Raw genomic sequence first — 25,885 nt, forward strand, 5'->3', positions numbered from 1 at the left:
GAAGAAAACAACCCAAACCTCGCCTCAAAACCCCCGCCGTGCCTACAAACCACTCAACCCGTCCGGCAGACACCACGAAAGAGACGCGCATTATAGAGACCCAGAAAAAACCGTCAACAACAACGAACAATAGAAATATTGATCCGCTCATCGGGCTGCAGAATGCCGGGCATACCACCACTACTCCACTACTCCACTACTCCACTACTCCACTACTCCACTACTCCACTACTCCACTACTCCACTACTCCAACACGGGCAGTCGAGCACGGCCTACGAAACTGCCCTCCTGTCCTGCTGCGCCAGGAGCAAGCGCCTTTCGCGTCATGCGATCCGCCAAACACACGGACAGGACACGGGCGCCCCCCATGCTGCTTACCGCCACCAGAGCCACGAAGAGGATGATGGAGGTGATGTACCATCTCCATTTACTTGCCTCCCCTCAAACATGCGACAGTACCTTGACCTCATGCGCCACGTGCTCGAACACGGGGACCACAAAACCGACCGCACCGGCACCGGCACCCTGTCCGTCTTCGGCTGGCAGATGCGTATTCCCCTGAGCGAAGGCTTTCCGCTGCTGACGACCAAGAAGCTCCACACACGCTCGATCATCCACGAGCTGCTGTGGTTTCTGCAGGGCGACACCAACATCCGCTACCTGAAGGACAACGGCGTCTCGATCTGGGACGAGTGGGCGGACGAGAACGGCGACCTCGGCCCGGTCTACGGCAAGCAATGGCGGCGCTGGGAGAACAAGGATGGCACGACCGTCGACCAGATCGCGAAACTGATCGACGCCATCAAGCGCAATCCGGATTCGCGCCGCCACATCGTTTCGGCCTGGAACCCCGGCGAGGTCGACACTATGGCCTTGCCGCCCTGCCATGCGCTGTTCCAGTTCTACGTGGCCAATGGCCGCCTGTCCTGCCAGCTCTACCAGCGCAGCGCGGACATTTTCCTTGGCGTGCCCTTCAACATTGCCTCCTACGCGCTGCTCACACACATGGTGGCGCAGGTGTGCGGGCTGAAAGCCGGCGACTTCATCTGGACCGGCGGTGACTGCCATCTGTACCTGAATCACCTCGAGCAGGCGCACGAACAGCTTTCACGCACGCCGCGCACCCTGCCGACCCTGAAGATGAATCCTGCGGTGAAGGATATCCTCTCCTTCCGTTTCGAAGATTTCGATATCGAAGGCTACGATCCGCACCCTCACATCAAGGCACCCGTGGCGGTATGAGCACTCTCCCCGAAATCACCCTCATCGCAGCCGTGGCGCGCAACGGCGTGATCGGCCGCGACAACGGACTGCCATGGAAGCTCAAGGCCGACATGCAGCATTTCCGCACCCTGACCATGGGCCATCCGGTGATCATGGGGCGCAAGACCTGGGACTCGTTGGGCCGTCCCCTGCCGGGGCGCCGCAACCTGGTCGTCACCCGCGACGTGCACTTCCGGACGGAAGGCGCCGAGATCTTCAACACCCCGGCCGCGGCAGTTTCCGCCGCAGCGAGCGGCGAGCGCATCTTCGTGATCGGTGGTGCACAGCTCTACACCACCCTGCTCCCTCTCGCGGAGCGACTCGAGCTGACCGAGGTCTGGGCCGACGTCGATGGGGATGCCCACTTTCCGCTGTTCGACCGTTCGGATTTCATCGAGGAGCGGCGCGATGCGCGCGTCGCCGACGCCGACAACGACTTCGATTTCGATTTCGTCAGCTACCGACGGCGCTGAAAACGCGAATCCGACTTCATGTGACGAGGGCCGCTTACCGCGGCCCTCGTCGTTTCTCATGCCGGTGACGGCATGTCTACCGCGTCAGTCCTTCACGCAATCCACGTGGTAGCGCCCGTCCTCGCCCTTGACCAGGCCATGGATGTCGGTCTCGAAGCCGGGGAAGCGGGCATTGAAGTCACGCGCGAACTTCAGGTAGCGCACGATCGTGGCGTTGAAGCGCTCCCCCGGGATGAGCAGCGGGATGCCCGGCGGGTAAGGCGTGACCAGCATGGCCGTGACCCGGCCTTCGAGCTCATCCAGCACCACGCGCTCGATCTCCCTGTGCGCCATCTTGGCGAACGCATCGGCCGGCTTCATCGCCGGCACCATGTCCGACAGATACATCTCGGTCGTCAGGCGGGCAATGTCGTGGGCCTTGTAGAAGCTGTGAATCTGATCGCACAGATCCTTCAGCCCGACACGTTCGTAACGCGGGTGCTTGGCGATGAACTCGGGCATCACACGCCACAGCGGCTGGTTGCGATCGTAGTCGTCCTTGAACTGCTGCAGCTCGGTCACCATCGTATTCCAACGGCCCTTGGTGATGCCGATGGTGAACATGATGAAGAACGAGTACAGCCCCGTCTTCTCGACGATGATGCCGTGCTCGGCCAGGTACTTGGTGACGATCGCCGCCGGAATGCCGGTATGTTCGGCAAAGTCGCCGTCCATGTTCAGGCCCGGGGTGATGATCGTGCCCTTGATCGGGTCGAGGATGTTGAAACCCTCCGCGAGATCGCCAAAACCATGCCAGCGCTCGCCGGCCTTCAGCGTCCAGTCCTCGCGGCTGCCGATACCTTCTTCGGCCAGGAACTCCGGCCCCCAGACCTTGAACCACCATTCGTCATCGCCGAACTCGGCATCGACCTTGCGCATTGCCCGGCGGAATTCGACCGCCTCGGACAGCGATTCATTGACAAGTGCCGTTCCGCCCGGTGCCTCCATCATCGCCGCCGCCACGTCGCACGAGGCGATGATCGAGTACTGCGGCGACGTCGAGGTGTGCATCAGATAGGCTTCGTTGAAGATGTCGCGATCAAGCCTGCGCGTCTGCGAATCCTGCACGAGGATCTGCGACGCCTGGCTCAGGCCGGCCAGCAGCTTGTGCGTCGATTGCGTCGAGAAAACCATCGACTCGCGGCAGCGCGGACGGTCGGCGCCAATCGCATGGTAGTCGCCATAGAAATCGTGAAAGGCCGCGTGCGGCAGCCATGCCTCGTCGAAGTGCAGGGTATCGATCTGGCCGTCGAGCATGTCCTTGATCGTCTCGACGTTGTACACCACGCCGTCGTAGGTCGACTGGGTGATGGTCAGGATGCGCGGCTTCTTGCTCTTCGCATTGCGTGCGAAGGGGTTGGCCTCGATCTTTTTCTGGATGTTCTCCATCGAGAACTCTTCCAGCGGGATCGGGCCGATGATGCCGTAGTGGTTGCGTGTCGGCGTCAGGAACACCGGCACCGCACCGGTCATGATGATGGAGTGGAGGATGGACTTGTGGCAGTTGCGGTCGACGACGACGATGTCGCCGGGCGCAACCGTGGTATGCCACACCATCTTGTTCGAGGTCGACGTCCCGTTGGTGACGAAATACAGGTGATCGCAGTTGAAGATGCGTGCCGCATTGCGTTCGCTCGCCGCCACCGGGCCGGTGTGGTCGAGCAACTGCCCCAGCTCATCGACCGCGTTGCAGACGTCGGCACGCAGCATGTTCTCGCCGAAGAACTGATGGAACATCTGCCCCACCGGGCTCTTCAGGAAGGCGACGCCGCCCGAGTGCCCCGGGCAGTGCCAGGAATACGAGCTGTCCGCCGCGTAGTGCACCAGCGCGCGGAAGAACGGCGGCGGCAGCGACTCGAGATAGTTCTTCGCCTCGCGCACGACGTAGCGGGCGATGAACTCGGGCGTGTCCTCGAACATGTGGATGAAGCCGTGCATCTCGCGCAGCACGTCGTTGGGGATGTGGCGCGTGGTGCGCGTCTCGCCGTGCAGGAAGATCGGGATGTCCGCATTGCGGAAGCGGATCTGCTCGACGAAGGCACGCAGATCGGCGATCGCCTTGGCCGAGGCCTCGGGCGACGAAAACTCCTCGTCGTCGATCGACAGGATGAAGGTCGAGCCGCGGCTCTGCTGCTGGGCGAAGGACGTCAGATCGCCATAGCTGGTGACGCCGAGCACTTCCATGCCTTCCTCTTCGATCGCCTTCGCAAGCGCGCGAATCCCCAGGCCCGAGGTGTTTTCCGAGCGGAAATCCTCGTCGATGATGATGATGGGGAAGTGAAATCTCATCCTGGTCGTCTCCAGCGAAGTCCTTGCGGGACGGGAAAAAAAGAAAGTGTAAGCCCCGAATCTTTGCGCGGGCGTTAATGCGATGAAACGGATCGGAAAAAGGACAAGGGGCCGTCAGGCGGCCCCATCATTGCGGTCACGGCGTCAGCGCGATCAGATCTTCGGCAAGGTCACGCCGGTCTGGCCAAGATACTTGCCACCGCGGTCCTTGTACGAGGTCTCGCACACTTCGTCCGACTCGAAGAACAGCATCTGCGCCACGCCTTCGTTGGCATAGATCTTCGCCGGCAGGGGCGTCGTGTTGGAAAACTCCAGTGTCACGTGTCCCTCCCACTCGGGCTCAAGCGGCGTGACATTGACGATGATGCCGCAGCGCGCATAGGTGCTCTTGCCCAGGCACACCGTCAGCACACTGCGCGGGATGCGGAAATACTCGACCGTGCGCGCCAGCGCGAAGGAGTTGGGCGGGATGATGCAGACTTCGCCGGTGAAATCGACGAAGTTGCGCGCATCGAAGTCCTTCGGATCGACGATGGTCGAGTTGATGTTGGTGAAGATCTTGAATTCGTTCGCCACGCGCACGTCGTAGCCGTAGCTCGACGTGCCGTAGGACACGATGCGGCCGCTGTCGTTGCTGCGCACCAGTTCCGGCGCGAACGGCTCGATCATGCCGGCCTCTTGGGCCATGCGGCGGATCCACTTGTCGGACTTGATGGACATGGGCGCGGGTTCCAGCGGGTGCGTTGCGACCGTTGCCGGTCGGAAAAGCCGCGTAGTGTAGGGCAAGCGCCGCAAGGGGAAAAGCCTCTGCCGCACAGTTTCTGCGGCAGTGCAAGATCCCCTCGTGCCCACCCCGCACCGGGCCGGCAGAAACGGGCGGCGCTCAGCTGTTCTTGATGACGATGTTCGGGAACTTGTGCGTCATGTCCTTGGACTTCTCCGCGATGCGCACCGCCACTTTGCGCGCAATCTGCTTGTAGATCGAGGCAATGCGTCCGTCGGGATCGGCGGCCACGGTCGGCGCCCCGCTGTCCGCCTCCGAGCGGATCTGGATGTCCAGCGGCAGCGCGCCGAGGAAGGGGATGTTGTAGTCGCTGCACATCCTCTCGCCGCCGCCCTGGCCGAAGATGTGCTCCTCGTGGCCGCACTTCGAACAGATGTGGATGCTCATGTTCTCCACCACGCCGAGGATGGGCACGCCGACCTTCTCGAACATCTTCAGGCCCTTGCGCGCATCCAGCAGCGCGATGTCCTGCGGTGTGGTGACGATGACCGCCCCCGTCACCGGCACGCTCTGCGACAGCGTCAACTGGATGTCGCCGGTTCCCGGCGGCATGTCGATCAGCAGGTAGTCGAGATCGTTCCAGGCAGTGTCCTTCAGCATCTGGTTCAGCGCCTGTGTCGCCATCGGCCCGCGCCACACCATCGGCGTATCCTGCTCGATCAGGAAGCCGATCGACATCGCCTGGATGCCGTGGGCTTCGAGTGGAATCATCGTCTTGCCGTCCTCCGACACCGGGCGCTGGTTGCCGATGCCCAGCATCTGCGGCTGCGACGGCCCGTAGATGTCGGCATCCAGGATGCCGACGCGCGCGCCCTCGGCCGCCAGCGCCAGCGCCAGGTTCACTGCGGTCGTGCTCTTGCCCACGCCGCCCTTGCCTGACGCCACGGCAATGATGTTGCGCACCCCCGGCAGCAGCTTCACGCCGTGCTGCACCGCATGCGCCACCACCTTGCTGTTCACCTTGATATCGATCCGGCCGATGCCCGGCACCGACGCCAGCGCGTCCGCCAGCAAGGCGCGCACCGGCTCGTGCTGGCTCCTCGCCGGGTAGCCCAGTTCGACCTCGAAGGCGACGTCGGCCCCGTGCACCACCAGATTGCGAATGCTGCGGGCGGACACGAAATCCTTGCCGGTATTCGGGTCGATCACCGACTTGAGCGCCTCGGTTACGGTTTGCTGGTCAAGACTCATTGCGTTTTCCTCGATAATCGGAACGCCCGTCGCGGGGCGGAGACGAGCGAATGATACCGGAGCCTCCGCAAACGCTCACCCGCGCTACCATTGAGGTTTCTCGCCAGAACAGGCCCACAGCGGCGCTGCACGCGCACCGCGACCGCACGCATCCCGCGCCACCACCTGCCTGGACATGGCCCGCCCGATGGCCATGCCGGCCTTCCCGACGTTTATCCAGCACCGCAATGAACACCCGCCCGATCACGACACTCCTCCTCCCTGTGGCCGCCGCCGCGCTGCTCGCGGCCTGCGCCACGCCAGGCACGCCCGATGCGCCGCCCCCCGCCGCAGACGATCCGATCCACCGCCACGCCCTCGTCCGCCAGGCCTCGCCCGCCCCGGACTGGCCACGCCTGCGCCAGGCGCTGGATGACGCCACGCGCGGCACCCATGGCATCACCATCGGTGCGGGCGACGCGCAAGGCTTCAGGATCGAGATTCCCGTCGCCGACGGCTTCGCGTCGGGCAGCACCGCGATCCGCCCCTCGCTCGCCGCCGCCCTCGACGCCATCGCCTCCTCGCTCGCAGCGGAGCCGGGCCTTGCGATCAAGGTCGTCGGCCATACCGACAGCCAGGGCAGCGAAATGGTCAATCTACGCCTGTCGATCGAACGCGCCGAAGCCGTCGTCGCCCATCTCGCCGAGCGCGGCCTGGCTCTCGAGCGGCTGAGCGCCGACGGCCACGGCGAAGCCGACCCGCTCGTCAGCAACGCCACCGAGGAAGGCCGCGCGCGCAACCGGCGCGTCGAACTGCTGCTGCGCGCAGTACGCTGAAGGCCGCGCCGCGCAAGTGGCGGCGCGGCACCCCTCGGGCTTTGTTAAACTTCCATACTTTGATTCACGTTCGACAGACCATGCCCCGCAAGCTTCTCGTCACCAACGCCCTGCCCTACGCCAACGGCGATATCCACCTCGGCCACCTGGTGGGCTACATCCAGGCCGACATCTGGGTGCGCTACCAGCGCATGCGGGGCCATTCGGCGCATTACGTCTGTGCGGACGACACCCACGGCACGCCCGTCATGCTGCGTGCCGAAAAGGAAGGCCTGACGCCCGAGCAACTCATCGACCGCGTGCATGGCGAGCACCTGCGCGACTTCACCGCCTTCGGCGTCGCCTTCGACAACTACCATTCCACGCACAGCCCCGAAAACCGCGACTACGCCGCGGACATCTACGGCAAGCTCCAGGCCGGCGGCCTGATCGACACGCGCGACATCGAGCAGTACTACGACCCGGTCAAGGAAATGTTCCTGCCCGATCGTTTCATCAAGGGCGAATGCCCCAAATGCGGCGTCGCGGACCAGTACGGCGACAACTGCGAAGCCTGTGGCGCCGCCTACGCGCCGACCGAGCTCAAGAACCCCTACTCGGCGGTATCCGGCGCCAAGCCCGTGCTGCGCACTTCCACACACTACTTCTTCCGCCTGTCGGACGAGCGCGCGGTCGCCTTCCTGCGCGAATGGACGCGCGGCACCAACGCCGGCGGCACGCGCCGCCTGCAGACCGAAGCCGCCAACAAGATGAAGGAATGGCTGGGCGAACAAGGCGAGAACAAGCTGTCCGACTGGGACATCTCGCGCGACGCACCCTATTTCGGCTTCGAGATCCCCGGCGCCCCCGGCAAGTACTTCTACGTCTGGCTCGACGCCCCGATCGGCTACCTGGCCAGCTTCCGCAATCTCGCCGCCAAGCGCGGCGACATCGTCGTCGAAGACTACACCGACGGCGAGCGCGCCGCGGCCGCCGGCACCGAGATGGTGCACTTCATCGGCAAGGACATCCTCTACTTCCACGCCCTGTTCTGGCCCGCGATGCTCAAGTTCGCCGGCTATGCCACGCCCAGCCAGCTGTGCGTCAATGGTTTCCTGACCGTCGACGGCGCCAAGATGAGCAAGAGCCGCGGCACCTTCATCACCGCGCACTCCTACATCGCACAGAAGCTCAACCCCGAGTGGCTGCGCTACTACTTTGCCGGCAAGTCGAACGGCACCATGGAAGACGTCGACCTCAACCTCGACGACATGATCGCCAAGGTCAACGCCGACCTCGTCGGCAAGTTCGTCAACATCGCCAGCCGCTGCGCCGGCTTCATCGGCAAGCGCTTCGACGGCAAGCTGGGTGCGGCCGACCCCCAGGCCTGCGCCGAATTCGCCGCCGCCTGGGCCGACGGCGGCATCGCCGCCGCCTACGACGAACGCGACTACAGCCGCGCGCTGCGCGAGATCATGCGCCTGGCCGACGCAGCCAACCAGTACGTCAACGACCACAAACCCTGGGAACTCGCCAGGCAGGACGGCCAGGAGGCCCGCCTGCACACTGTGTGCAGCACCGCGCTAACCATGTTCCGCGACCTCGCCCGCCTGCTGAAACCCGTGCTGCCGGCACTGGCCGCACGGGTCGAAGCCTTCCTGTCGATTCCCGCCATGGACTGGCAGGGCGACTGGGCTCCCTTGCCCGCCGGCCATGCCATCCAGCCCTACGACCACCTGATGACGCGCATCGAGCGCAAGCAGATCGACGCCCTGATCGAAGCCAACCGCGAGTCCCTCGCGCCCATCACCAGCGCCCCCCCGGCCGCGGACGCCAAGGTCGCGTCCTCGCAGCAGCGCCATGCCGAAAAGCAGCAGCATGCCGCGCAAGCCGCGGAGACAGCCTCGCCGCACATCTCCATCGACGACTTCTCCAAGGTCGACCTGCGCATCGCGAAGATCGTCGATGCGCAGCACGTCGAAGGCGCCGACAAGCTGATCCGCCTGCTGCTCGACATCGGCGAGACCGATGAAACCGGCAGCCCCAGGCCGCGCCAGGTCTTTGCTGGCATCAAGTCGGCCTATGACCCGGCTGCGCTGGTCGGCCGCCATACCGTCATGGTCGCCAACCTCGCGCCACGCAAGATGAAGTTCGGCATGAGCGAAGGCATGGTGCTCGCGGCCTCCGGCCCCGAGGGCGGGGCGGGCGGGCTCTACATCCTGTCGCCCGATGCCGGCGCCACGCCCGGCATGCGCGTCAAGTGAAGCGCGCACGCATGTCCTCACGGTAGAGGCAGAACCATGCCGCTGACGCCCTCGAAACGCTGGATCATCCTGCATCACGCAGGTCGAGGGCGCCTGTCTCCGTAATGCCGTCCAAGCGGACGGCCTCGCAAGCCTCGTGCACATTCGAAGCGGAGACGACATGAAGATCCAGTTCCACCCCAAACTCCTCGACACCCTGTCCGGCTACGGCCGCGCGGGGTTCGCACAGGACCTTTCCGCCGGCATCACCGTCGGCGTGCTCGCCCTGCCGCTGGCCATGGCCTTCGCCATCGCCTCCGGCATGTCCCCGGCGGCCGGCATCTGGACCGCGATCGTCGCCGGCCTGCTGATCGCGCTGCTGGGCGGCTCGCGCGTGCAGATCGGCGGCCCGACCGGCGCCTTCATCCCGATCATCTACGCCATCGTCGTCGATCACGGCGTGCAGAACCTGCTCATCGCAACGATGATGTCGGGCATCCTGCTGTTCGCCATGGGCGCGCTGCGGCTCGGCAACATGATCCGCTTCATTCCGCTGTCGGTCGTCATCGGCTTCACCAACGGCATCGCGATCGTCATCTTCATCTCGCAGATCAAGGATTTCCTCGGCCTGAAGATCGACAACCTGCCCGGCGAGTTCTTCGCCAAGATGAGCGCCCTGTGGGCAGCCCTGCCGACCATCGACGGAGCGACCGTCACCGTCGCCGTACTGTCGCTGGTCGTGCTGGTCGCCTGGAACCGCCAGGCGAGGAAAGTCGCCTGGATGGCGCGCCTGCCCGGGCCGCTGGCAGTGCTGATCGTGATGACGGCGGTCAACGCCTTGTTCGCGCTGCCGGTCGACACCATCGGCAGCCGCTTCGGCGGCATCCCGCAGGAGCTGCCCGCCATCGGCCTGCCGGAGCTGAGCCTCGGCACGCTGGGCAAGCTGGTGACGCCCGCCATCACCATCGCCCTGCTCGGCGCCATCGAATCGCTGCTGTCCGCACGCGTCGCCGACAGCCAGATCGACGACCGCCACGACCCCAACCAGGAACTGATGGCCCAGGGCATCGCCAACGTCGCCGCGCCGCTGTTCGGCGGTTTCGCCGCCACCGGCGCCATCGCCCGCACCGCGACCAACATCCGCACCGGCGGCCGCACCCCGGTGGCCGGCATCCTGCATGCGCTGGTGCTGCTGGCGATCGTGCTGGCGCTGGCGCCGCTCGCCAGCCACATCCCGCTCGCCACGCTGTCGGCCATCGTCGTCATGGTGTCGATCAACATGGGCGAATGGCACGCCTTCGCCCCAAAGGAACTCGCACGCTATTCGCTGAACTACCGCACCATCCTGCTCGCCACCTTCTTCGTCACCGTGGTGTTCGACCTGACGCTGGCGGTGGAACTGGGCATGGTGCTGGCCAGCCTGTTCTTCATCTACCGCATGTCGGACCTGACCCGCATCGAACGCGTGCCGCTGGAGGAGTATTACGGCACCGAGGCAATGCAGCGCGAGGACGGCAGCCCACGCATCCTGGCCTACAAGATGTTCGGCAGCCTGTTCTTCGGCGCCGCCAACAAGCTCGAGAACCTGCTGCTGATGCAGCACGGCCATCCGGACGTGGTGATCCTGGATCTGGACAAGGTCATCAACCTGGACACCACCGGGCTGGACATCCTGCAGACCCTGCACCGCAACCTGCAAAAACGCGGCGCACACCTGATCCTGTGCGGGCTGAACTCGCAGCCCGGCTCGCTGGTCTTCCGCTCCGGCTTCATGGAAAGCCTCGGTGACGAAAACGTCACCACCAATATCACCGACGCCCTGCTGCGCGCCCAGTGGCTCAGCGGCAAGGGCCCGGAAGTGGCCTATGCCTGACCGCAAGCGGCCGCGGCCCGGCGACTGAAGCCTGCCGCGGCCCGAATGCCGCAGGTTCACGTTTTCTGCACATTTCGCTGACGTTTCGGCGACGCCGTCCGGCCCATAGTGCCGGCCGATGAACGCCGCCAGCGCCTCCCCCGTGCCCTCCTCCATCGCCGCTTTCCGCCGCCCGGCCCGCTTCGCCGTGGCCGGCGGGGCGGCGACGCTCGTCCATTGGCTGTGCATGAGCGTAATGCTCGCCGCCGGCAGCGGCGCCCATGTCGCCACCACGGCGGGGGCGATGGCGGGCGCCGCGGCCAACTATCCGCTGCAGCATCGCCATGCCTTCGCCAGCAATGCGGCCCACCGCCGTGCCCTGCCGCGCTACCTGGCGAGCTGCGCGCTCGCCTGGCTGGCCAACCTGCTGCTCTTCGCCGTGCTGCACGGCCCCGCCGACTGGCCCCCCGCCCTCGCCCAGGCGGGCACCAGCGGCGCAGTCGCCGCGCTCAACTACCTGCTCTACGCGAGGATGGTCTTCGATGAAGCCACAGATGCTCAAACGCCTGCCTGAACGGTACGCCGAACGGCATGCCCTGCCCACGCTCAGCATCGTCGTGCCGTTCTACAATGAACGCGAGGTGTTGCCAGCCTGCCTGGCGCGGCTGGAACAAATCCTCAATACGCTCGAGCTGGACGCCGAACTGGTGTTCGTCGACGACGGCAGCCACGACGGCTCCGCCGATCTACTGGCCGCCATGCAGCCGCACCGCGCCGATCTCCGCCTGCTCCGCCTGAGCCGCAACTTCGGCAAGGAAGCGGCGATGAGCGCCGGCCTCGCGCATGCGCGCGGCGCAGCGGTAATCGTGCTCGACGCCGATCTGCAGGACCCGCCGGAACTGATCCCCGCCATGCTGGCCGAGTGGCGCGCCGGCGCCGACGTGGTGCAGATGCAGCGCCGCAGCCGTGCCGGCGAAAGCTGGCTCAAGCGCAGCAGCGCCCACGCCTTCTATCGCCTGCTGGCACGGCTGAGCCCGGCGCCGATTCCGCTCGACACCGGCGACTTCCGCCTGATGAGCCGCCGCGCAGTGGATGCGCTGCTGCGCCTGCCCGAGCGCAACCGCTACATGAAGGGCCTGTACGCCTGGATCGGCCTGCCCGCCGCCGTGCTGCAATATGATCGCGCGCCGCGCCAGGCCGGGCGCAGCAAGTGGCGCTACACCGCGCTGGCCGGCCTGGCGCTGGAAGGCATCACCTCGTTCTCCACCGCGCCGCTGCGCCTGGCCACCCTGGCCGGCGCGCTGACCGCGCTGGCCGGCGGGCTCTACTGTCTCTGGATCGTCGCCAAGGCGCTGCTGTTCGGCGATCCTGTGGCCGGCTATCCCTCGCTGGTGGCGCTGCTCGCCTTGCTGGGCGGCATGCAGTTGCTGGGCATCGGCATCGTCGGCGAATACGTCGGCAAGGCCTATCTGGAAGCCAAGCAGCGGCCGCTGTACCTGATACAGGACGAGCGCCTGATCCTCGCCGGCGCCCGGGTGGCCGAATGGAAGACGCGCCGCCATGCCTGATCCGACCCGCCGGCCGACGGCCGGATTCGGCTTGTTCTGGCTGCTGTGCGCGATACTCGGCCTGCGCCTGCTGAGCATGGCGGTACTGCCGATGAGCGACACCACCGAGCCGCGCTATGCCGAAACCGCCCGCCTGATGGCCGAGCGCGGCGACTGGATCACGCCCTGGTTCACCCCGGAGCTGCCCTTCTGGGGCAAGCCGCCGCTCGCGTTCTGGACCCAGGCGGCATCCTTGAAGCTGTTCGGCGTGCATGACTTCGCCGCCCGCCTGCCGAGCTGGCTGGCCATGATCGGCATCCTGTGGCTCACGCAGAAGCTCGCGCGGCAGCAAGGCAACGAACGCCTGGCCTCGTGGTCCGGCCTGGTGCTGGCCAGCATGGCACTGGCCTTCATCAGTGCCGGCGCAGTGCTCACCGACCCGTTCCTGGCCCTCGGCACCACCCTCAGCCTGGTTTCGCTGGCGCTCGCCAGCCGCGGCCGGCGTGTACCGTGGGGCTGGCTGTTCTTCGCCGGCCTGGCGATCGGCCTGCTCGCCAAGGGGCCGCTGGCCCTAGTGCTGGTCGGCCTGCCGGTCGCGCTCTGGCTGCCCGGCGATGGCCGCGCGCGCCATGCGCTGCGGGCCCTGCCGTGGCGGAGCGGCAGCCTGCTGGTGGCCGCGCTGGCGCTGCCCTGGTACGTGGCGGCGGAACTGAAGACGCCCGGATTCCTGGACTACTTCCTGCTCGGCGAACATTTCCGCCGCTTCGTCGATCCGGGCTGGGCCGGCGACCTGTACGGCAACGCCCACCGCGAGACACACGGCACGATCTGGCTGTTCCTGCTGTGGGCGAGCTTTCCCTGGGGCATCGCCGGCCTGGCCCTGCTGGTCCACCGCCTGTGCAGCCGTGCCGGCCGCGCCACGCTGCGCAAGGCACTGGCCGACGACGACGTGCGTCTGCTGCTGGCGGCCGGCTTCGCCCCGGCGGTGTTCTTCAGCTTTGCCGGCAACATCCTGTGGACCTACCTGCTGCCGGGCTTGCCCTTTCTCGCCATCCTGATCACGCGCGGCCTGCTGCCGCTGCTAGATGCGACACCCGTGCGGCGGACGGCACTGGCGTTGGTGCTGGCGGTCCCGCTGATGCTCAGCGTGGCGGGCGCCCATCTTGCCCTGCATCCGCACAAGCTGAAATCTGCCGCGCCGCTGATCGCCGCGCTCGAAGCATTGCCGGGCGGCAGCGTGGAGCGCCTGTACTACCTCGAGGACATGCCGTTTTCCGCACGCTATTATTCGCGCGACGCCGCCCGCCGCATCGGACGCACCGAGCTGCTGGCGGCGCTGGCGCAGGCGGCCGACGGCTCCCCTCCTCTGTTCATCGCCGTCCGTCGACGCGATCTGGACTGGCTGGAACAAGCCGCCGGAACGCAACTGGCGGTACGCTACCGTGGCGCGCAACACATCCTGCTGCAGCACAACCCGCCGACGCCGCGCTGACGGCCAGGCCACTTTTACGAGACTGCCGATGCGTCTGCTGGTCATCGAGGACAACGCCGACATGCTGGCCAACCTGGTCGACTACCTGGGCATGAAAGGCTATGTCGTGGATTGCGCCGCCGACGGCCTCACCGGCCTGCACCTCGCCGCCACCCAGCACTACGACCTCATCGTGCTCGACGTCATGCTGCCCGGCGTGGACGGTTTCAGCCTGTGCGAACGCCTGCGCAGCGGGGAACGCAAGCACGTGCCGGTGATCATGCTGACCGCGCGCGACGCGCTGAACGACCGCCTGCAGGGTTTTCACAGCGGTGCGGACGATTATCTGACCAAGCCTTTCGCCCTGCCGGAGCTGGCCGCGCGCATCGAGGCCGTGCTCAAGCGCAGCCACGGCGGCATGCGCCGCGACTTGTGCGTGGGCGATCTGCGCTACGACCTCGACACGCTGGAAGTCAGCCGCGCCGGTCAGGGCCTGCATCCCGGCCCGATCGGGCTCAAGCTGCTCGCGGTGCTGATGCGCAGGAGTCCGGCGGTCGTCCCCCGCGAAGTGCTGGAGGAAGCCCTGTGGGGGGACAATCCGCCCGACAGCGATGCGCTTCGCAGCCACATCCATGCGTTGCGCCAGCAGATCGACAAGCCATTCTCCCGGCCACTACTGCACACCGTCCACGGCATCGGCTACCGCCTGGCCGATACCTGACCCCCTTTCACATCTTTCTCACTTTCTGCGCACCTTTTCTTGACCGCCGCCTGATTATCTTGCGTGGGCTCTGCACCGAATGGAGTCCACCATGTTCCGCAACACCGCTCCGGCCGACGTCGAACTGCCGTTCAGCGCCAAATACGACGCTGGGCATTCCGAGGCCTACCACGACAAGCACCGCAGCAGCCTGCGCCGCAGGCTGTCGAACCGCCGCGACCTGCAACTGGCGCGCAACGCCCTCGCACTGGCCGGCGATCCGCAATGGGTGCTGGACCTGCCATGCGGCGCGGGCCGCTTCTGGGAAGTGCTGGGCGAGCACCCTGCGCGCCAGATCATCGCGGCCGACAACTCCGCCGCGATGCTGGAAGTCGCGCTGCGCCACTGCCCCGCCGGCCTGGGCGGACGCCTGCGTCCGCTGCATACCTCGGCCTTCGCCATCGACCTGCCCGACCGTTCGGTCGACAGCATCTTCTGCATGCGTCTGCTGCACCATATCGGCGAACCCGGGCACCGCCTGGCCATCCTGCGCGAATTCCACCGCGTCACCCGCGATACGGTGATCCTGTCGCTGTGGGTTGATGGCAATTACCTGGCCTGGCGGCGCAGACGGCAGGAGGCACGGCGCCAGCGGCGCGGCAACACGGCTTACCAGAACCGCTACGTGCTGCCGCGCGCCACTGCGGAAGCCGAATTCGCCGCTGCCGGCTTCGAGATCATCGAGCACCTCGATTTCCTGCCCCTGCATTCAATGTGGCGCATCTATGTTCTGCGCCGCATCTGAACGGCCGACCGGTCCCGAGGCCGCCGGAAAGGATGACTACGACTACTGGTGGACGCTGCCGGGAAGCTGGGTGGAAGAACCCAACGAACGGCGGAGCGGCTGGAGCGGCGTGATCCGCGCCGCAACCGGAAACGGCGTCGCCTACGTCAAGCGCCAGCGCAACCACCTGTTCCGCAGCCTGCGCCACCCGCTGGGCTGGCCCACGGCCAGCCGAGAATGGCATTTCCTGCTGCGGCTGCGCGCGCTGGGCATCGCCGCGCCCACCCCGCTCTTCCATGCAGTCCGGCATACGGCGGCCGGCATCGAAGCAGTGCTGGCAACCGCCGCACTGGAGGACTACCATCCGCTACACGAACTGCAGGCATTGCCGGCGGCCCGGCGCGCCGCCGTCGCCCAGGCGCTGGGCCAGGTACTTGGCCGCCTGCACCGCGCACGCCTGCAACACGGCTGCCTGTATGACAAGCACGTCATGATCCGCCTGCACCACGATGCGCCACCCGATGTCGCGCTGCTGGACCTGGAAAAGATGCACCGCCGCCTGACGCCGGCCCAGGCGGCACGCCACGACCTCACCCAACTGCGCCGCCATCAGGGCCTGTTCGACGATCAGGACTGGACGCGGCTCCTCGCCAGCCACGCGCATGCCCTGGCCCATCACGCCGCTCCATGATCGAACGCTGCCCCATCGATGAAAACATCGCTCTCGCGCCGGCTGTTCCGCACCTTCTTCGCCATCGGCCTGATCAACGTCGCGGTCACGCTGATCGTCATCGAGAGCGTCTACGACGACATGGAAGACAGCATTTTGCAGCACGAACTGGTGCTGGAGCGTGCCTTCCTGGTGCAGCACATCAGCGGCGCACAGGTGCAGTCCCGCGACACGGCGCTGCTGACCACGCTGTATGTGCCCGACGGTGAGTCCGCGACCGAACTGCCGGAAGTCTTCCGCAACCGCCCGGTGCCGTTCTCGGCCGAAGTGGAAATGGCGGACAAGACCTATCTGATCTCCATCGAGCGCACTGCGGAACCGCCCGGCGTGCTCTACCTCGCCCAGGACATCACCTTGCTGGAAAGCCGCGAAGCGGCGCTGCGGACCGGCTGGGGAGCGTTCGCCCTGCTGGCGCTCGGCGTGGTGGCGCTGCTGACGCGCATCGGCACCCGCCGCATCCTCGGTCCGCTCGACGACCTCACCCGCCACATCGCGCGCCTGCAGCCCGGCTCGCCGGTCGCCCGCATCGACACCCGTTACGAGGACCTGGAACTGGCCGACATCGCCGCCACCCTGAACCAGTTGCTCGATGCGCTGGACGCCTACGTGCAGCGCGAGAAATCGCTGGTCAGCCTGGCCAGCCACGAATTGCGCACGCCAGTGGCGGTGATCTCGGGCGCGCTGGACGTGCTAGCGCAGCGTAATTCGCTCAGCGACGCCGACCGCCGCACGGTGGCCCGTATCCGGCGCGCCGCCGACGAGATGCATGCCGACGTGGACTCCTTGCTCAAGCTCGCCCGCCGCTCGGGTGACAGCGACCAGCCGGAAGACGTCGATCTGGCCGACAGCGTGCGCGCGGTCGTGGCAGAGCTGGAAGATGGCGCGCCACAGCAGGCGGGGCGCATCATCTGCAGCCTGTCGAAATCCGCCCCCGTCGTGCGGGCCGATCCGACCCTGGTGCGCATGCTGCTGCGCAACCTGGTGCAGAACGCGGTACGCCACACCTCCGGCAAGGTGCATATCGAACTCGGTGCCAGCAGTATCGGCATCAGCGATGCCGGCGCGGGACTGCCGGAGCACATCCGCAGCCGCCTGAATGCGCCTGCGGGCCGCCTCGTGCCTGAAGACGGGCTCGGCCTGTTCATCGTCCGCCTGATCTGCGAGCGGCTGGGCTGGCTGCTGCGGGTGCGGCGCAGCGATGCCGGCGGCACCGTGCTGGACCTGCTGTTCCTGCCCGATGCCGCGCGCCACGCGCGGGCATGAAACGCGGCGCCGGCGGCCACGGCACCGACGGCCACCGCGCACTCAGTTCGGATACACGACCTCCACCGCCTCGGGCGCCAGCCATTCGCGCAGGCTCTCCAGCAACGCATCGTCCAGCCTCACGCGCCAGCCGTCGCCGAAAGGCAGCTCCGCCTCGGCGGCGGCGTTGCGGTAGTTGACCCGCACCGGGCAGCCGCCCTCGCGGAAAGGTTCGATCAGCGCCTGGAGCTTGCCCGCAGCGGCAAGCGCGCCGCCGCCGGCCTCGGCCCCGCCATCGATGCGCAGTTGCAGGGCGCGCGCGAAACGGCCGCGCGCCTCGCCCAGCGTCAGCAGGCGGTCGGCGATGATGCGCAGGCCGCCGGAGAAATCGTCGTTGCTGACCTTGCCCTCCACCACCAGCACTTCGTCGGTGACGATCTTGCCGCGGCTGGCGTCGAGCACTTCCGAATACACCATGATCTCGCGCGGCTGCGTGCCGTCGTCGAGCTGGACGAAGGCCATCTTGCCCCGGCTGCCCATCTTGGTGCGTGTTTCCATCACCACACCGGCCAGCATCGTGATATCGCGCGAAGGCTCGATCTGGGCGAGCGTGCGGCGCACGAAGCGACGCACCTCGGCCTTGAAGGCATTGAACGGATGGCCGGAGAGGAAGAAGCCGATCGCCAGCTTTTCTTCCTTCAGGCGTTCGCGCTCGGTCCACGGGCGGATCTTCGCGAACTCGGGGGCCGCGCCGGCGGCCTCGGGCATCATGTCGAACAGACCGCCCTGCATGGCGTTGGCCGCCGCCTGCTCGGCCGCCTCCATCGCCAGCGCCACGGTGGCCATCAGTTGCGCGCGGTCCAGCCCGGCATGACCGGCGAGCGTGTCCATCGCCCCGGCACGGATCAGCGCCTCGATGACGCGGCGGTTGACCAAGCGCCGGTCCACCCGGTCGCAGAAATCGAACAGGTCGTGGAAGGCGCCGGCACCATTCTTCTCGCGCGCGGCGATGATCGCCCGCACCGCGGGCTCGCCCACGCCCTTCACCGCACCGAGGCCGTAGCGGATGGTTTTGCGGTCCACCGGCACGAAACGGTAGTCGGAGGCGTTCACGTCCGGCGGCAGCACGGCGATGCCGTTGGCCACCGTGTCTTCGTAGAAGATCTTGACGGTGTCGGTGTTGTCCATGTCCGCCGACATGGTTGCCGCCATGAAGGCCGCGCAGTGGTGCGCCTTGAGCCACGCGGTGTGATAGGTCACCACCGCGTAGGCCGCGGTGTGCGACTTGTTGAAGCCGTACTCCGCGAACTTGGTCATCAGGTCGAACAGCTGTTCGGCCAGGGCCGGATCGTAACCCTTCTGCTTCGCCCCTTCGGCGATGGTGGCGCGGTGCTTGGCCATCTCCTCGGGCTTCTTCTTGCCCATCGCACGGCGCAGCATGTCGGCGCCGCCCAGGGTGTAGCCGCCGATGATCTGGCTGATCTGCATCACCTGTTCCTGGTACACGATCACGCCGTAGGTCGGCTCCAGGCAGGCTTTCAGGTCGGGGTGGAAGTAGTCGATCTCCTGCTGGCCCTTCTTGCGCAGGATGAAGTCGTCCACCATGCCGGAGCCGAGCGGACCGGGGCGGTACAGCGCGAGCACCGCGATGATGTCCTCGAAGCGGTCGGGCGCGAGCTTCTTCAGGAGCTTCTTCATCCCGTCCGATTCCACCTGGAAGATCGCCGTGGTGTTGGCGTCCTTCAGGATCTGGTAGGCGGCGGGGTCCTCGAAGCCCAGGCTCATCAAGTCGACGCGCTCGCCGGTGAGGCGCTGCACGTAGTCCAGGGCAAGCTCGATGATGGTCAGGTTGCGCAGGCCGAGGAAGTCGAACTTGACCAGGCCGACGGCCTCCACGTCGTCCTTATCGAACTGCGACACCGGCGTGGCGTCGTCGCCGTCGGCGATGTACAGCGGGCAGAAATCGGTGAGCCTGCCCGGCGCGATCAGCACGCCGCCGGCATGCATGCCGACGTTGCGCGACAGGCCCTCCAGCGGTTGTGCCAGCCCCCACAGGGTCTGGATGGCCTCGCCGTCGTTGCCGTCCTTCATCATCTCGCCGATCTGCGGCTCCATCTCGTAGGCCTTGTTCAGCGAGACGGGCTTGGCGCCTTCGATCGGAATCAGCTTGGACAGGCGGTCGCACAGGCCGTAGGGCAGGTCGAGCACACGGCCGACGTCGCGCACCACGGCCTTCGAGGCCATGGTGCCGAAAGTGGCGATCTGGCTGACCGCATCCTTGCCATAGCGCTCGCGCACGTATTCGATGACGCGGTAGCGGTTGTCCTGGCAGAAGTCGATGTCGAAGTCGGGCATCGATACCCGCTCCGGGTTCAGGAAGCGCTCGAACAGCAATGCGTATTCCAGCGGGTCGAGGTCGGTGATGTCGAGCGAATAGGCGACCAGCGAACCCGCGCCCGAGCCCCGCCCCGGCCCCACCGGCACGCCGTTGCGCTTGCCCCAGCGGATGAAGTCGGCCACGATCAGGAAGTAGCCGGGGAAGCCCATCTGGATGATCGTGTCGGTTTCGAACTTGAGGCGTTCCTCGTAGCGCGGGCGCTGCTGCTCGCGCTCCGCGGCGTCGGGGTAGAGCTGCGCCAGGCGGCGCTCGAGGCCCTCCTTCGCCTCCTGGACGAGGAAGTCGTCCAGCGTCATGCCCTCGGGCGTCGGGAACTGGGGCAGGAAGTTCTTGCCCAGTTGCACCGTCAGCGAACAGCGGCGCGCGATCTCGACCGCATTTTCCAACGCCTCGGGGATGTCGGCGAACAGTTCGCACATCTCCGCCTGGCTCTTGAGGTACTGCTCTTCGGTGAAGTCGCGCGGCCGGCGCTTGTCCGCCAGCACGTAGCCTTGCGCGATGCACACGCGCGCCTCGTGGGCCTGGAAGTCCTCGCGCTTCAGGAACTCCACCGGGTGCGTCGCCACCACCGGCAGACCGAGCGCGCCGGCGATATCGAGCGCGTGGCGGATGTAGCCCTCGGTGCCGGGATGGCCCGCGCGCTGGATCTCGACATAGAAGGCATCGGGAAACAGCCTTGCCCACTCCGCCGCCAGCAGCGAGGCCTGCTCGGTATTGCCGGCGGCGATCGCCGCGCCGATGTCGCCCTGCATCGCACCCGACAGGCACAGCAGTTCGCTCGCCGCGCCGTTCTCGAACCATTCGCGCCGCATCTCGGCACGGCCACGGTACTTGTTGTCGAGATAGGCGCGCGTCAGCAGCTCGCTCAGCTGGCCGTAGCCCGCGCGGTTCTTGCAGATCAGCAGGACGCGGTGGGGCTTGTCGCGCTCGGCCTCGTTCTGGATCCAGGCATCGACGCCGACGATCGGCTTGATGCCCTTGCCGCGCGCCGTCTTGTAGAACTTGACCATGCCGAACAGGTTGGCGAGGTCGGAAATGCCGAGCGCCGGCATGCCGTCGGCGGCAGCGGCGGCAACCGCCTGGTCGATCTGGACGATGCCGTCGGTGATCGAGTATTCGGTATGGAGGCGAAGATGGACGAAGCGCGGCTGGCGCGGCGAGGCGGGAAGGGTGTTCTGGGCGGCAGTCATGGACCGAATTTTACCCGAGCCTGCCCGCCTCCACCCCCTTCCCCCTCATCTGGCGCCCGGCCCCGCCCTCACGGCAGCAGGATGGTCGAGCCCGTGGTTCGCCGTTCTTCCAGATCGCGATGGGCCTGCGCCGCGTCCCTGAGCGCGTAGCGCTGGTTGATCCCGATCCTGAGTCTGCCGGAGCCGACCGCGTCGAACAGCGCGGCGCAACGCGCCTGCAGTTCCTCGCGCGTGGCGATGTAGTCCAGCAGCCCCGGACGGGTGACGTAGACCGAGCCGGAGCGTGCCAGCAGGCCGCAGTCGAAGGGCGCGACCGGTCCGGTCGCGTTGCCGAAGCTCACCATCGTGCCGCGCCTTTGCAGGCAGGAGACGGAATCGAGGAAAGTGTCGCGGCCGACCGAATCGTAGACCACCGCCACGCCCGCGCCCCCGGTCAGTTCGCGCACCCGCTCGGCGAAGCGTTCGCGCGAATAGATGATCACATGGTCGCAGCCCAGCGCCTTCGCACGCACCGCCTTGTCGTCGTTGCCGACCGTGCCGATCACCGCCGCGCCGAGCAGCTTCGCCCACTGCACCAGGATGGAGCCGACGCCGCCGGCCGCCGCATGCACCAGGATGGTCTCGCCCGCCTTGACCGGGTAGGTGCTGTGCAGCAGGTAGTGCGCGGTGACGCCCTGCAGCATCATGGCGGCGCCCTGCTCGAAGGAAATGGCCTCGGGCAGGCGTACCAGGTGGCGCGCCTCGATGTTGCGCGCTTCGGCATAGGCGCCGAGCGGCCCGCTGGTATAGGCCACGCGATCGCCCGCCTGCAGGCCGGCCACGCCCTCGCCGACGGCTTCGACCACACCGGCCGCCTCCATGCCCAGCCCGGACGGCAGGGGCAGCGGATACAGGCCACTGCGATGGTAGGTGTCGATGAAGTTGAGGCCCACCGCATGGTGCCGGACGCGGACCTCTCCGGCATCCGGCGCGGGCAGATCCACCGCCTCCCACTGCAGCACCTCGGGTCCGCCGGTACGGTGAAAACGAATCGCATGGCTCATGTCCATCTCCTGTATTGCCGGGTGCGAGGCCGGCGATGTCTCAGCGCACGAGCGAAATGCCGATGCGCCACTGGCCGTCCTTGTGTTTGTCGTAGTCGAGCAGGGTTTCTCCGTAGCCGCCCAAGTACTGCAGGTGGATGAAGGCGCCGACGCCGGAGAAGATGCTTCGCCGCAACGGGTAGGAGAGGTCGAACTGACGCCGCATCTTGCCCGCCGTTCCCCTGCGCAGCAGCGAGGTGAGCATCAGGCCATCCTCTTTGCCGTAGCGCAACCCCAACTCCGCATAGCCGCGATAGCGGGCGATGTCGGGATTGTCGTCGCGGTCGAGATAGGTCCAGACCTTGGGCTCGAGGCCGAAATAGGTCAGCCCGTCGTCGAGGTAGTAGCGTCCCTCGGCCTTCAGGAACAGGGTGTCGATGCTGCGCGAGTCCTCGTCGTCCTCGCCGTTGGATTCGTGCTCGTAGCCGCCGGACAGGGCGAAAAAGCCCCCCCGCTCGGGGTCGGACACGTGCCAGCGGTAGAACAGCGAAGGCCGGAAGCTCGTATCCCGGAAGGGTTTCGAGTCCGACTCCAGATCCCACAGCGAGGTCTGCGTGAAGCCGAAGTAGAGGCCGCGCGCCACCGGGAAATGCTCGGCCACGACGCCATGGTCGTCGAACACGCGATAGCGGAAGCTGAACTGGAAACGCGCGGAAACCGGGTCTTCGCCGCCGACGAGGAAGTACATCGGCTCATGGGCGCCCAGCGCCGAAGGCGCCACCGCCGCGCTCGCCGTTGCCGCGGCCGGGATGACGGTATCGCCTCCGGAGGCCGCCGCCGCTTGCGCGGTCTGCACCGGCGTCCGCACCGCCGCACCGGCATCCATGACGATGCGGGCCGAGGCCGCATCCTGCAGCGACAGGGTGGCAAAACCGACCACCTCGTCGGGCCAGCGCCCGAGATAACGCCGCTGGCGCGAGCGCTCATCGGCAGGCGCGGCCGCGACCAGTTCGAGCGCGATGCGCGGACCGCCGTCGGGCAGTTCGATCTGGGCGGGCAGGCGCTCGGGCAGATCCGCCCCGTCCGGCAGGCCGATGACGACGACGCCGAAGCTCTGGCCCGGCACCACGCGCGGCTCGGGCGACGCCAGCAGCCAGCCGGAAGCCAGGGCCGGCAGGCTCGTGAATCCAAGCACGCACGCAAGTACGCAGCGGAAAAGCGGGGAGCGAGACATTTTCGAACCAGGAAAAAACGAAACGGACAGCGTCCGACTCACGCTGCCCGTTCGATGCTTTGACAATGGCCGCACCGGGCTCCCCTTCCGGCTGGAGCCCGGCGGCGAGCTCAGCGTACCCGCTTGGCCCGCGAGGCCTGCGCATCCACCACCGCCAGCGCAGTGATGTTGACCAGCCGCCTCACCGTGGCCGAGGGCGTCAGGATATGCACCGGCTTGGCCGCACCGAGCAGGATCGGGCCAACCGACACACCGTCGCCATTGGCCATCTTCATCAGGTTGAACGAGATGTTGGCGGCATCGAGGTTGGGCATCACCAGCAGGTTGGCCTCGCCCTTGAGGCGCGAATCCGGGTGCAGGTGATCGCGGATCTCCGCGGACAGCGCGGCATCGCCGTGCATTTCGCCATCGACGTTCAGCTCCGGCGCGGTCTCGTGCAGGATCTCGCAGGCACGGCGCATCTTGCGCGCCGACGCCGAGTTGGAGCTGCCGAAGCTGGAATGCGACAGCAGCGCCACGCCGGGCTCGATGCCGAACCGGCGCAGTTCCTCGGCAGCCATCAGCGTGATGTCGGCCACTTCTTCCGCGCTCGGGTTCTCATTCACGTAGGTATCGGTCACCGCGAGCATGCGCTTGCTCAGCATCAGCAGGTTCATCGCGGCGAACTGCTTGGCGCCGGGCGCCAGGCCGATCACGTCCTCGACCTGCTTCAGATGGTATTCGTAGGTGCCGAAGGTACCGCACACCAGCGCATCCGCATCCCCGCGGCGCAGCAGCATGGCGCCGATCAGCGTGGTGTCGCGGCGGATCTTGGCCTTGGCCAGTTCGGGCGTGACGCCGTCGCGGCCCATCAACTGGTAGTACTCGGTCCACAGCTCGCGATAGCGCGGATCGGACTCCGGATTGACGATCTCGAAGTCGCGGCCGGGCACGAGGTTGAGGCCGATCTTCTTGATCCGCATCTCGATCACCTCGGGACGGCCGATCAGGATCGGCCGCGCCAGGCCTTCGTCGAGCACGACGCGGACCGTGTGCAGCACGCGTTCTTCCTCACCCTCGGCGTAGAGCACACGCTTCTGCTCGGCCGGAACCTCCTTCGCTGCGGAGAACACCGGCTTCATGACCATGCCCGATTGATACACGAAGGCATTCAGGCTCGAAACGTAGGCGTTGAAGTCCTCGATCGGCTTGGTGGCCACGCCCGAGTCCATCGCCGCCCTGGCCACCGCCGGCGCGATCTTGACGATCAGGCGCGGATCGAAGGGCTTGGGAATGATGTATTCCGGACCGAAGCTCAGCTCCTGGCCGCCGTAGGCGCTGGCGACGACGTCGCTCGCCTCGGCTTCGGCCAGTTCGGCGATCGCCTTGACGCAGGCCAGCTTCATCTCCTCGTTGATCGTCGTCGCGCCGACGTCGAGCGCGCCGCGGAAGATGAACGGGAAGCACAGCACATTGTTGACCTGGTTCGGGAAGTCCGAACGGCCGGTGGCGACGATGCAGTCGGGGCGCACGGCCTTGGCATCGGCCGGCAGGATCTCGGGGTTCGGGTTGGCGAGCGCGAAGATCAGCGGCTGGTCGGCCATCTTCGCCACCATCTCCGGCTTCAGCACGCCGGCCGTCGACAGGCCGAGGAACACGTCGGCGCCTTCGATCACGTCGCCCAGCGTGCGCGCCTCGGTCTTCTGTGCGTAGCGCGCCTTGGTCGGCTCCATGTTGGCCTCGCGGCCCTCGTAGATCACGCCCTTGGAGTCGCAGACGTAGATGTTCTCGCGCCTGAGGCCGACGCTCACCATCAGGTCGAGGCAGGCGATCGCCGCCGCGCCGGCGCCGGAGCACACCAGCTTGACCTCGGCGATGTTCTTGCCGACCACTTTCAGGCCGTTGATCAGGCCCGAGGACGAGATGATCGCAGTGCCGTGCTGGTCGTCATGGAAGACCGGGATCTTCATGCGTTCGCGCAGCTTCTTCTCGATGTAGAAGCATTCCGGCGCCTTGATGTCCTCGAGGTTGACGCCGCCCAGCGTGGGTTCGAGCGCGGCGATGATCTCGATCAGCTTGTCGGGGTCGTTCTCGGCCAGCTCGATGTCGAACACGTCGATGTTGGCGAACTTCTTGAACAGGCAACCCTTGCCTTCCATGACCGGCTTCGACGCCAGCGGGCCGATGTTGCCCAGGCCGAGCACCGCCGTGCCATTGGTGACCACGGCGACCAGATTGCCGCGGCTGGTGAGTTCGAAGGCTTCGGCGGGGTCGGCGACGATCGCGTCGCAGGCCGCGGCCACACCGGGCGAATAGGCGAGTGCCAAGTCGCGCTGGTTGGTCAGCCCCTTGGTCGGGACGACCGAAATCTTTCCTCGCGTCGGCGAACGGTGATAGTCGAGCGCGGCGGCGATGAAATCCTGATCCATGTGTGCTCCCTCGTGCAAATGGAGGTGTTCTATGAGTTGGAACGGGCCCGATCGCCCGTTTGAGCGCACCGCCCGGGAAAGGCGCACGCAGTTCCGTCGCTCGGGCAGGCCTGTTGTTGTCGTTTGGCTCGCCTTGCCCGCGGCCCTTGGCGGCTGCGGGATACCCAAGATTGTTGACGTCACGGAAGTTTAGCGCAGCAGGCGAGCCTTTTGCACGGCGCTTCACTGAT

Annotated in this window: 19 protein-coding genes; 12 read left to right on the plus strand and 7 right to left on the minus strand. The window is 66.6% G+C overall.

The window, feature by feature from the left end; genetic code table 11:
- Positions 1 to 448 precede the first annotated feature (448 nt).
- Entirely contained in the window at positions 449 to 1,243 is a 795-nt protein-coding gene (locus C666_RS04725) for a thymidylate synthase (RefSeq protein WP_004334486.1), read from the plus strand.
- Positions 1,240 to 1,737: a dihydrofolate reductase gene (locus tag C666_RS04730; protein WP_004334488.1), complete on the plus strand. Its 498-nt coding sequence runs from the start codon at positions 1,240 to 1,242 to the stop codon at positions 1,735 to 1,737. The genes C666_RS04725 and C666_RS04730 overlap by 4 nt, the downstream gene beginning before the upstream one ends.
- A gap of 84 nt (positions 1,738 to 1,821) precedes the next feature.
- Here the strand turns inward: C666_RS04730 and C666_RS04735 are convergent, their stop codons facing one another.
- The 3 genes from C666_RS04735 to apbC all read right to left on the minus strand — a co-directional run bounded on the left by C666_RS04735 (position 1,822) and on the right by apbC (position 6,040).
- Entirely contained in the window at positions 1,822 to 4,065 is a 2,244-nt protein-coding gene (locus C666_RS04735) for an arginine/lysine/ornithine decarboxylase (protein ID WP_004334490.1), read from the minus strand.
- A 153-nt stretch (positions 4,066 to 4,218) separates the two neighbouring features.
- Positions 4,219 to 4,785: a dCTP deaminase gene (dcd, locus tag C666_RS04740; RefSeq protein ID WP_004334493.1), complete on the minus strand. Its 567-nt coding sequence runs from the start codon at positions 4,783 to 4,785 to the stop codon at positions 4,219 to 4,221.
- 163 nt (positions 4,786 to 4,948) lie between these two features.
- A complete protein-coding gene (gene apbC / locus C666_RS04745; protein ID WP_004334495.1) occupies positions 4,949 to 6,040 on the minus strand; it encodes an iron-sulfur cluster carrier protein ApbC in 1,092 nt (363 codons plus the stop codon).
- A gap of 227 nt (positions 6,041 to 6,267) precedes the next feature.
- Here apbC and C666_RS04750 point away from each other — a divergent pair, with 227 nt between their 5' ends.
- From C666_RS04750 to C666_RS04795, 10 genes are all read left to right on the plus strand, one after another.
- Positions 6,268 to 6,855 carry an OmpA family protein gene (locus C666_RS04750; RefSeq protein WP_051019873.1) on the plus strand — a complete coding sequence of 196 codons (588 nt, stop codon included), beginning with the start codon at positions 6,268 to 6,270 and terminating at the stop codon, positions 6,853 to 6,855.
- A 62-nt stretch (positions 6,856 to 6,917) separates the two neighbouring features.
- Positions 6,918 to 9,098 carry a methionine--tRNA ligase gene (gene metG / locus C666_RS04755; RefSeq protein WP_342665797.1) on the plus strand — a complete coding sequence of 727 codons (2,181 nt, stop codon included), beginning with the start codon at positions 6,918 to 6,920 and terminating at the stop codon, positions 9,096 to 9,098.
- Positions 9,099 to 9,258: 160 nt separating this feature from the next.
- Positions 9,259 to 10,950, plus strand: a complete 1,692-nt coding sequence (locus C666_RS04760; protein WP_004334503.1) for a SulP family inorganic anion transporter — start codon at positions 9,259 to 9,261, stop codon at positions 10,948 to 10,950.
- A gap of 118 nt (positions 10,951 to 11,068) precedes the next feature.
- Positions 11,069 to 11,503: a GtrA family protein gene (locus C666_RS19285; protein WP_004334506.1), complete on the plus strand. Its 435-nt coding sequence runs from the start codon at positions 11,069 to 11,071 to the stop codon at positions 11,501 to 11,503.
- On the plus strand, positions 11,472 to 12,497 hold the full coding sequence (locus C666_RS04770) for a glycosyltransferase family 2 protein (RefSeq protein ID WP_028792173.1): 1,026 nt from the start codon (positions 11,472 to 11,474) through the stop codon (positions 12,495 to 12,497). The genes C666_RS19285 and C666_RS04770 overlap by 32 nt, the downstream gene beginning before the upstream one ends.
- A complete protein-coding gene (locus C666_RS04775) occupies positions 12,490 to 13,968 on the plus strand; it encodes an ArnT family glycosyltransferase (protein ID WP_004334511.1) in 1,479 nt (492 codons plus the stop codon). The genes C666_RS04770 and C666_RS04775 overlap by 8 nt, the downstream gene beginning before the upstream one ends.
- A 28-nt stretch (positions 13,969 to 13,996) precedes the next feature.
- A complete protein-coding gene (locus tag C666_RS04780) occupies positions 13,997 to 14,668 on the plus strand; it encodes a response regulator transcription factor (RefSeq protein WP_004334514.1) in 672 nt (223 codons plus the stop codon).
- A gap of 91 nt (positions 14,669 to 14,759) precedes the next feature.
- Positions 14,760 to 15,452: a class I SAM-dependent methyltransferase gene (locus C666_RS04785; RefSeq protein ID WP_004334517.1), complete on the plus strand. Its 693-nt coding sequence runs from the start codon at positions 14,760 to 14,762 to the stop codon at positions 15,450 to 15,452.
- Entirely contained in the window at positions 15,433 to 16,122 is a 690-nt protein-coding gene (locus C666_RS04790) for a lipopolysaccharide kinase InaA family protein (protein ID WP_004334520.1), read from the plus strand. Before C666_RS04785 ends, C666_RS04790 begins: the two co-directional genes overlap by 20 nt.
- Positions 16,123 to 16,140: 18 nt before the next feature.
- Positions 16,141 to 17,424 (plus strand): HAMP domain-containing sensor histidine kinase, encoded by a 1,284-nt coding sequence (locus tag C666_RS04795; protein WP_004334523.1) that lies wholly within the window; start codon positions 16,141 to 16,143, stop codon positions 17,422 to 17,424.
- Between the two features lie 42 nt (positions 17,425 to 17,466).
- Here C666_RS04795 and dnaE read toward each other — a convergent pair whose 3' ends face one another.
- The 4 genes from dnaE to C666_RS04815 form a co-directional block, all read right to left on the minus strand.
- Positions 17,467 to 20,991 carry a DNA polymerase III subunit alpha gene (gene dnaE / locus C666_RS04800; RefSeq protein ID WP_004334526.1) on the minus strand — a complete coding sequence of 1,175 codons (3,525 nt, stop codon included), beginning with the start codon at positions 20,989 to 20,991 and terminating at the stop codon, positions 17,467 to 17,469.
- Between the two features lie 68 nt (positions 20,992 to 21,059).
- Positions 21,060 to 22,034: a quinone oxidoreductase family protein gene (locus C666_RS04805; RefSeq protein WP_004334529.1), complete on the minus strand. Its 975-nt coding sequence runs from the start codon at positions 22,032 to 22,034 to the stop codon at positions 21,060 to 21,062.
- Positions 22,035 to 22,074: 40 nt separating this feature from the next.
- Positions 22,075 to 23,208, minus strand: coding sequence for a phospholipase A (locus C666_RS04810; RefSeq protein ID WP_004334530.1), 1,134 nt, complete (start codon positions 23,206 to 23,208; stop codon positions 22,075 to 22,077).
- A 149-nt stretch (positions 23,209 to 23,357) separates the two neighbouring features.
- Positions 23,358 to 25,655, minus strand: coding sequence for an NADP-dependent malic enzyme (locus tag C666_RS04815; protein ID WP_004334533.1), 2,298 nt, complete (start codon positions 25,653 to 25,655; stop codon positions 23,358 to 23,360).
- Positions 25,656 to 25,885: the final 230 nt, after the last annotated feature.

The sequence above is a fragment of the Thauera linaloolentis 47Lol = DSM 12138 genome (genome assembly GCF_000310205.1).
GTDB classification, from domain to species: domain Bacteria; phylum Pseudomonadota; class Gammaproteobacteria; order Burkholderiales; family Rhodocyclaceae; genus Thauera; species Thauera linaloolentis.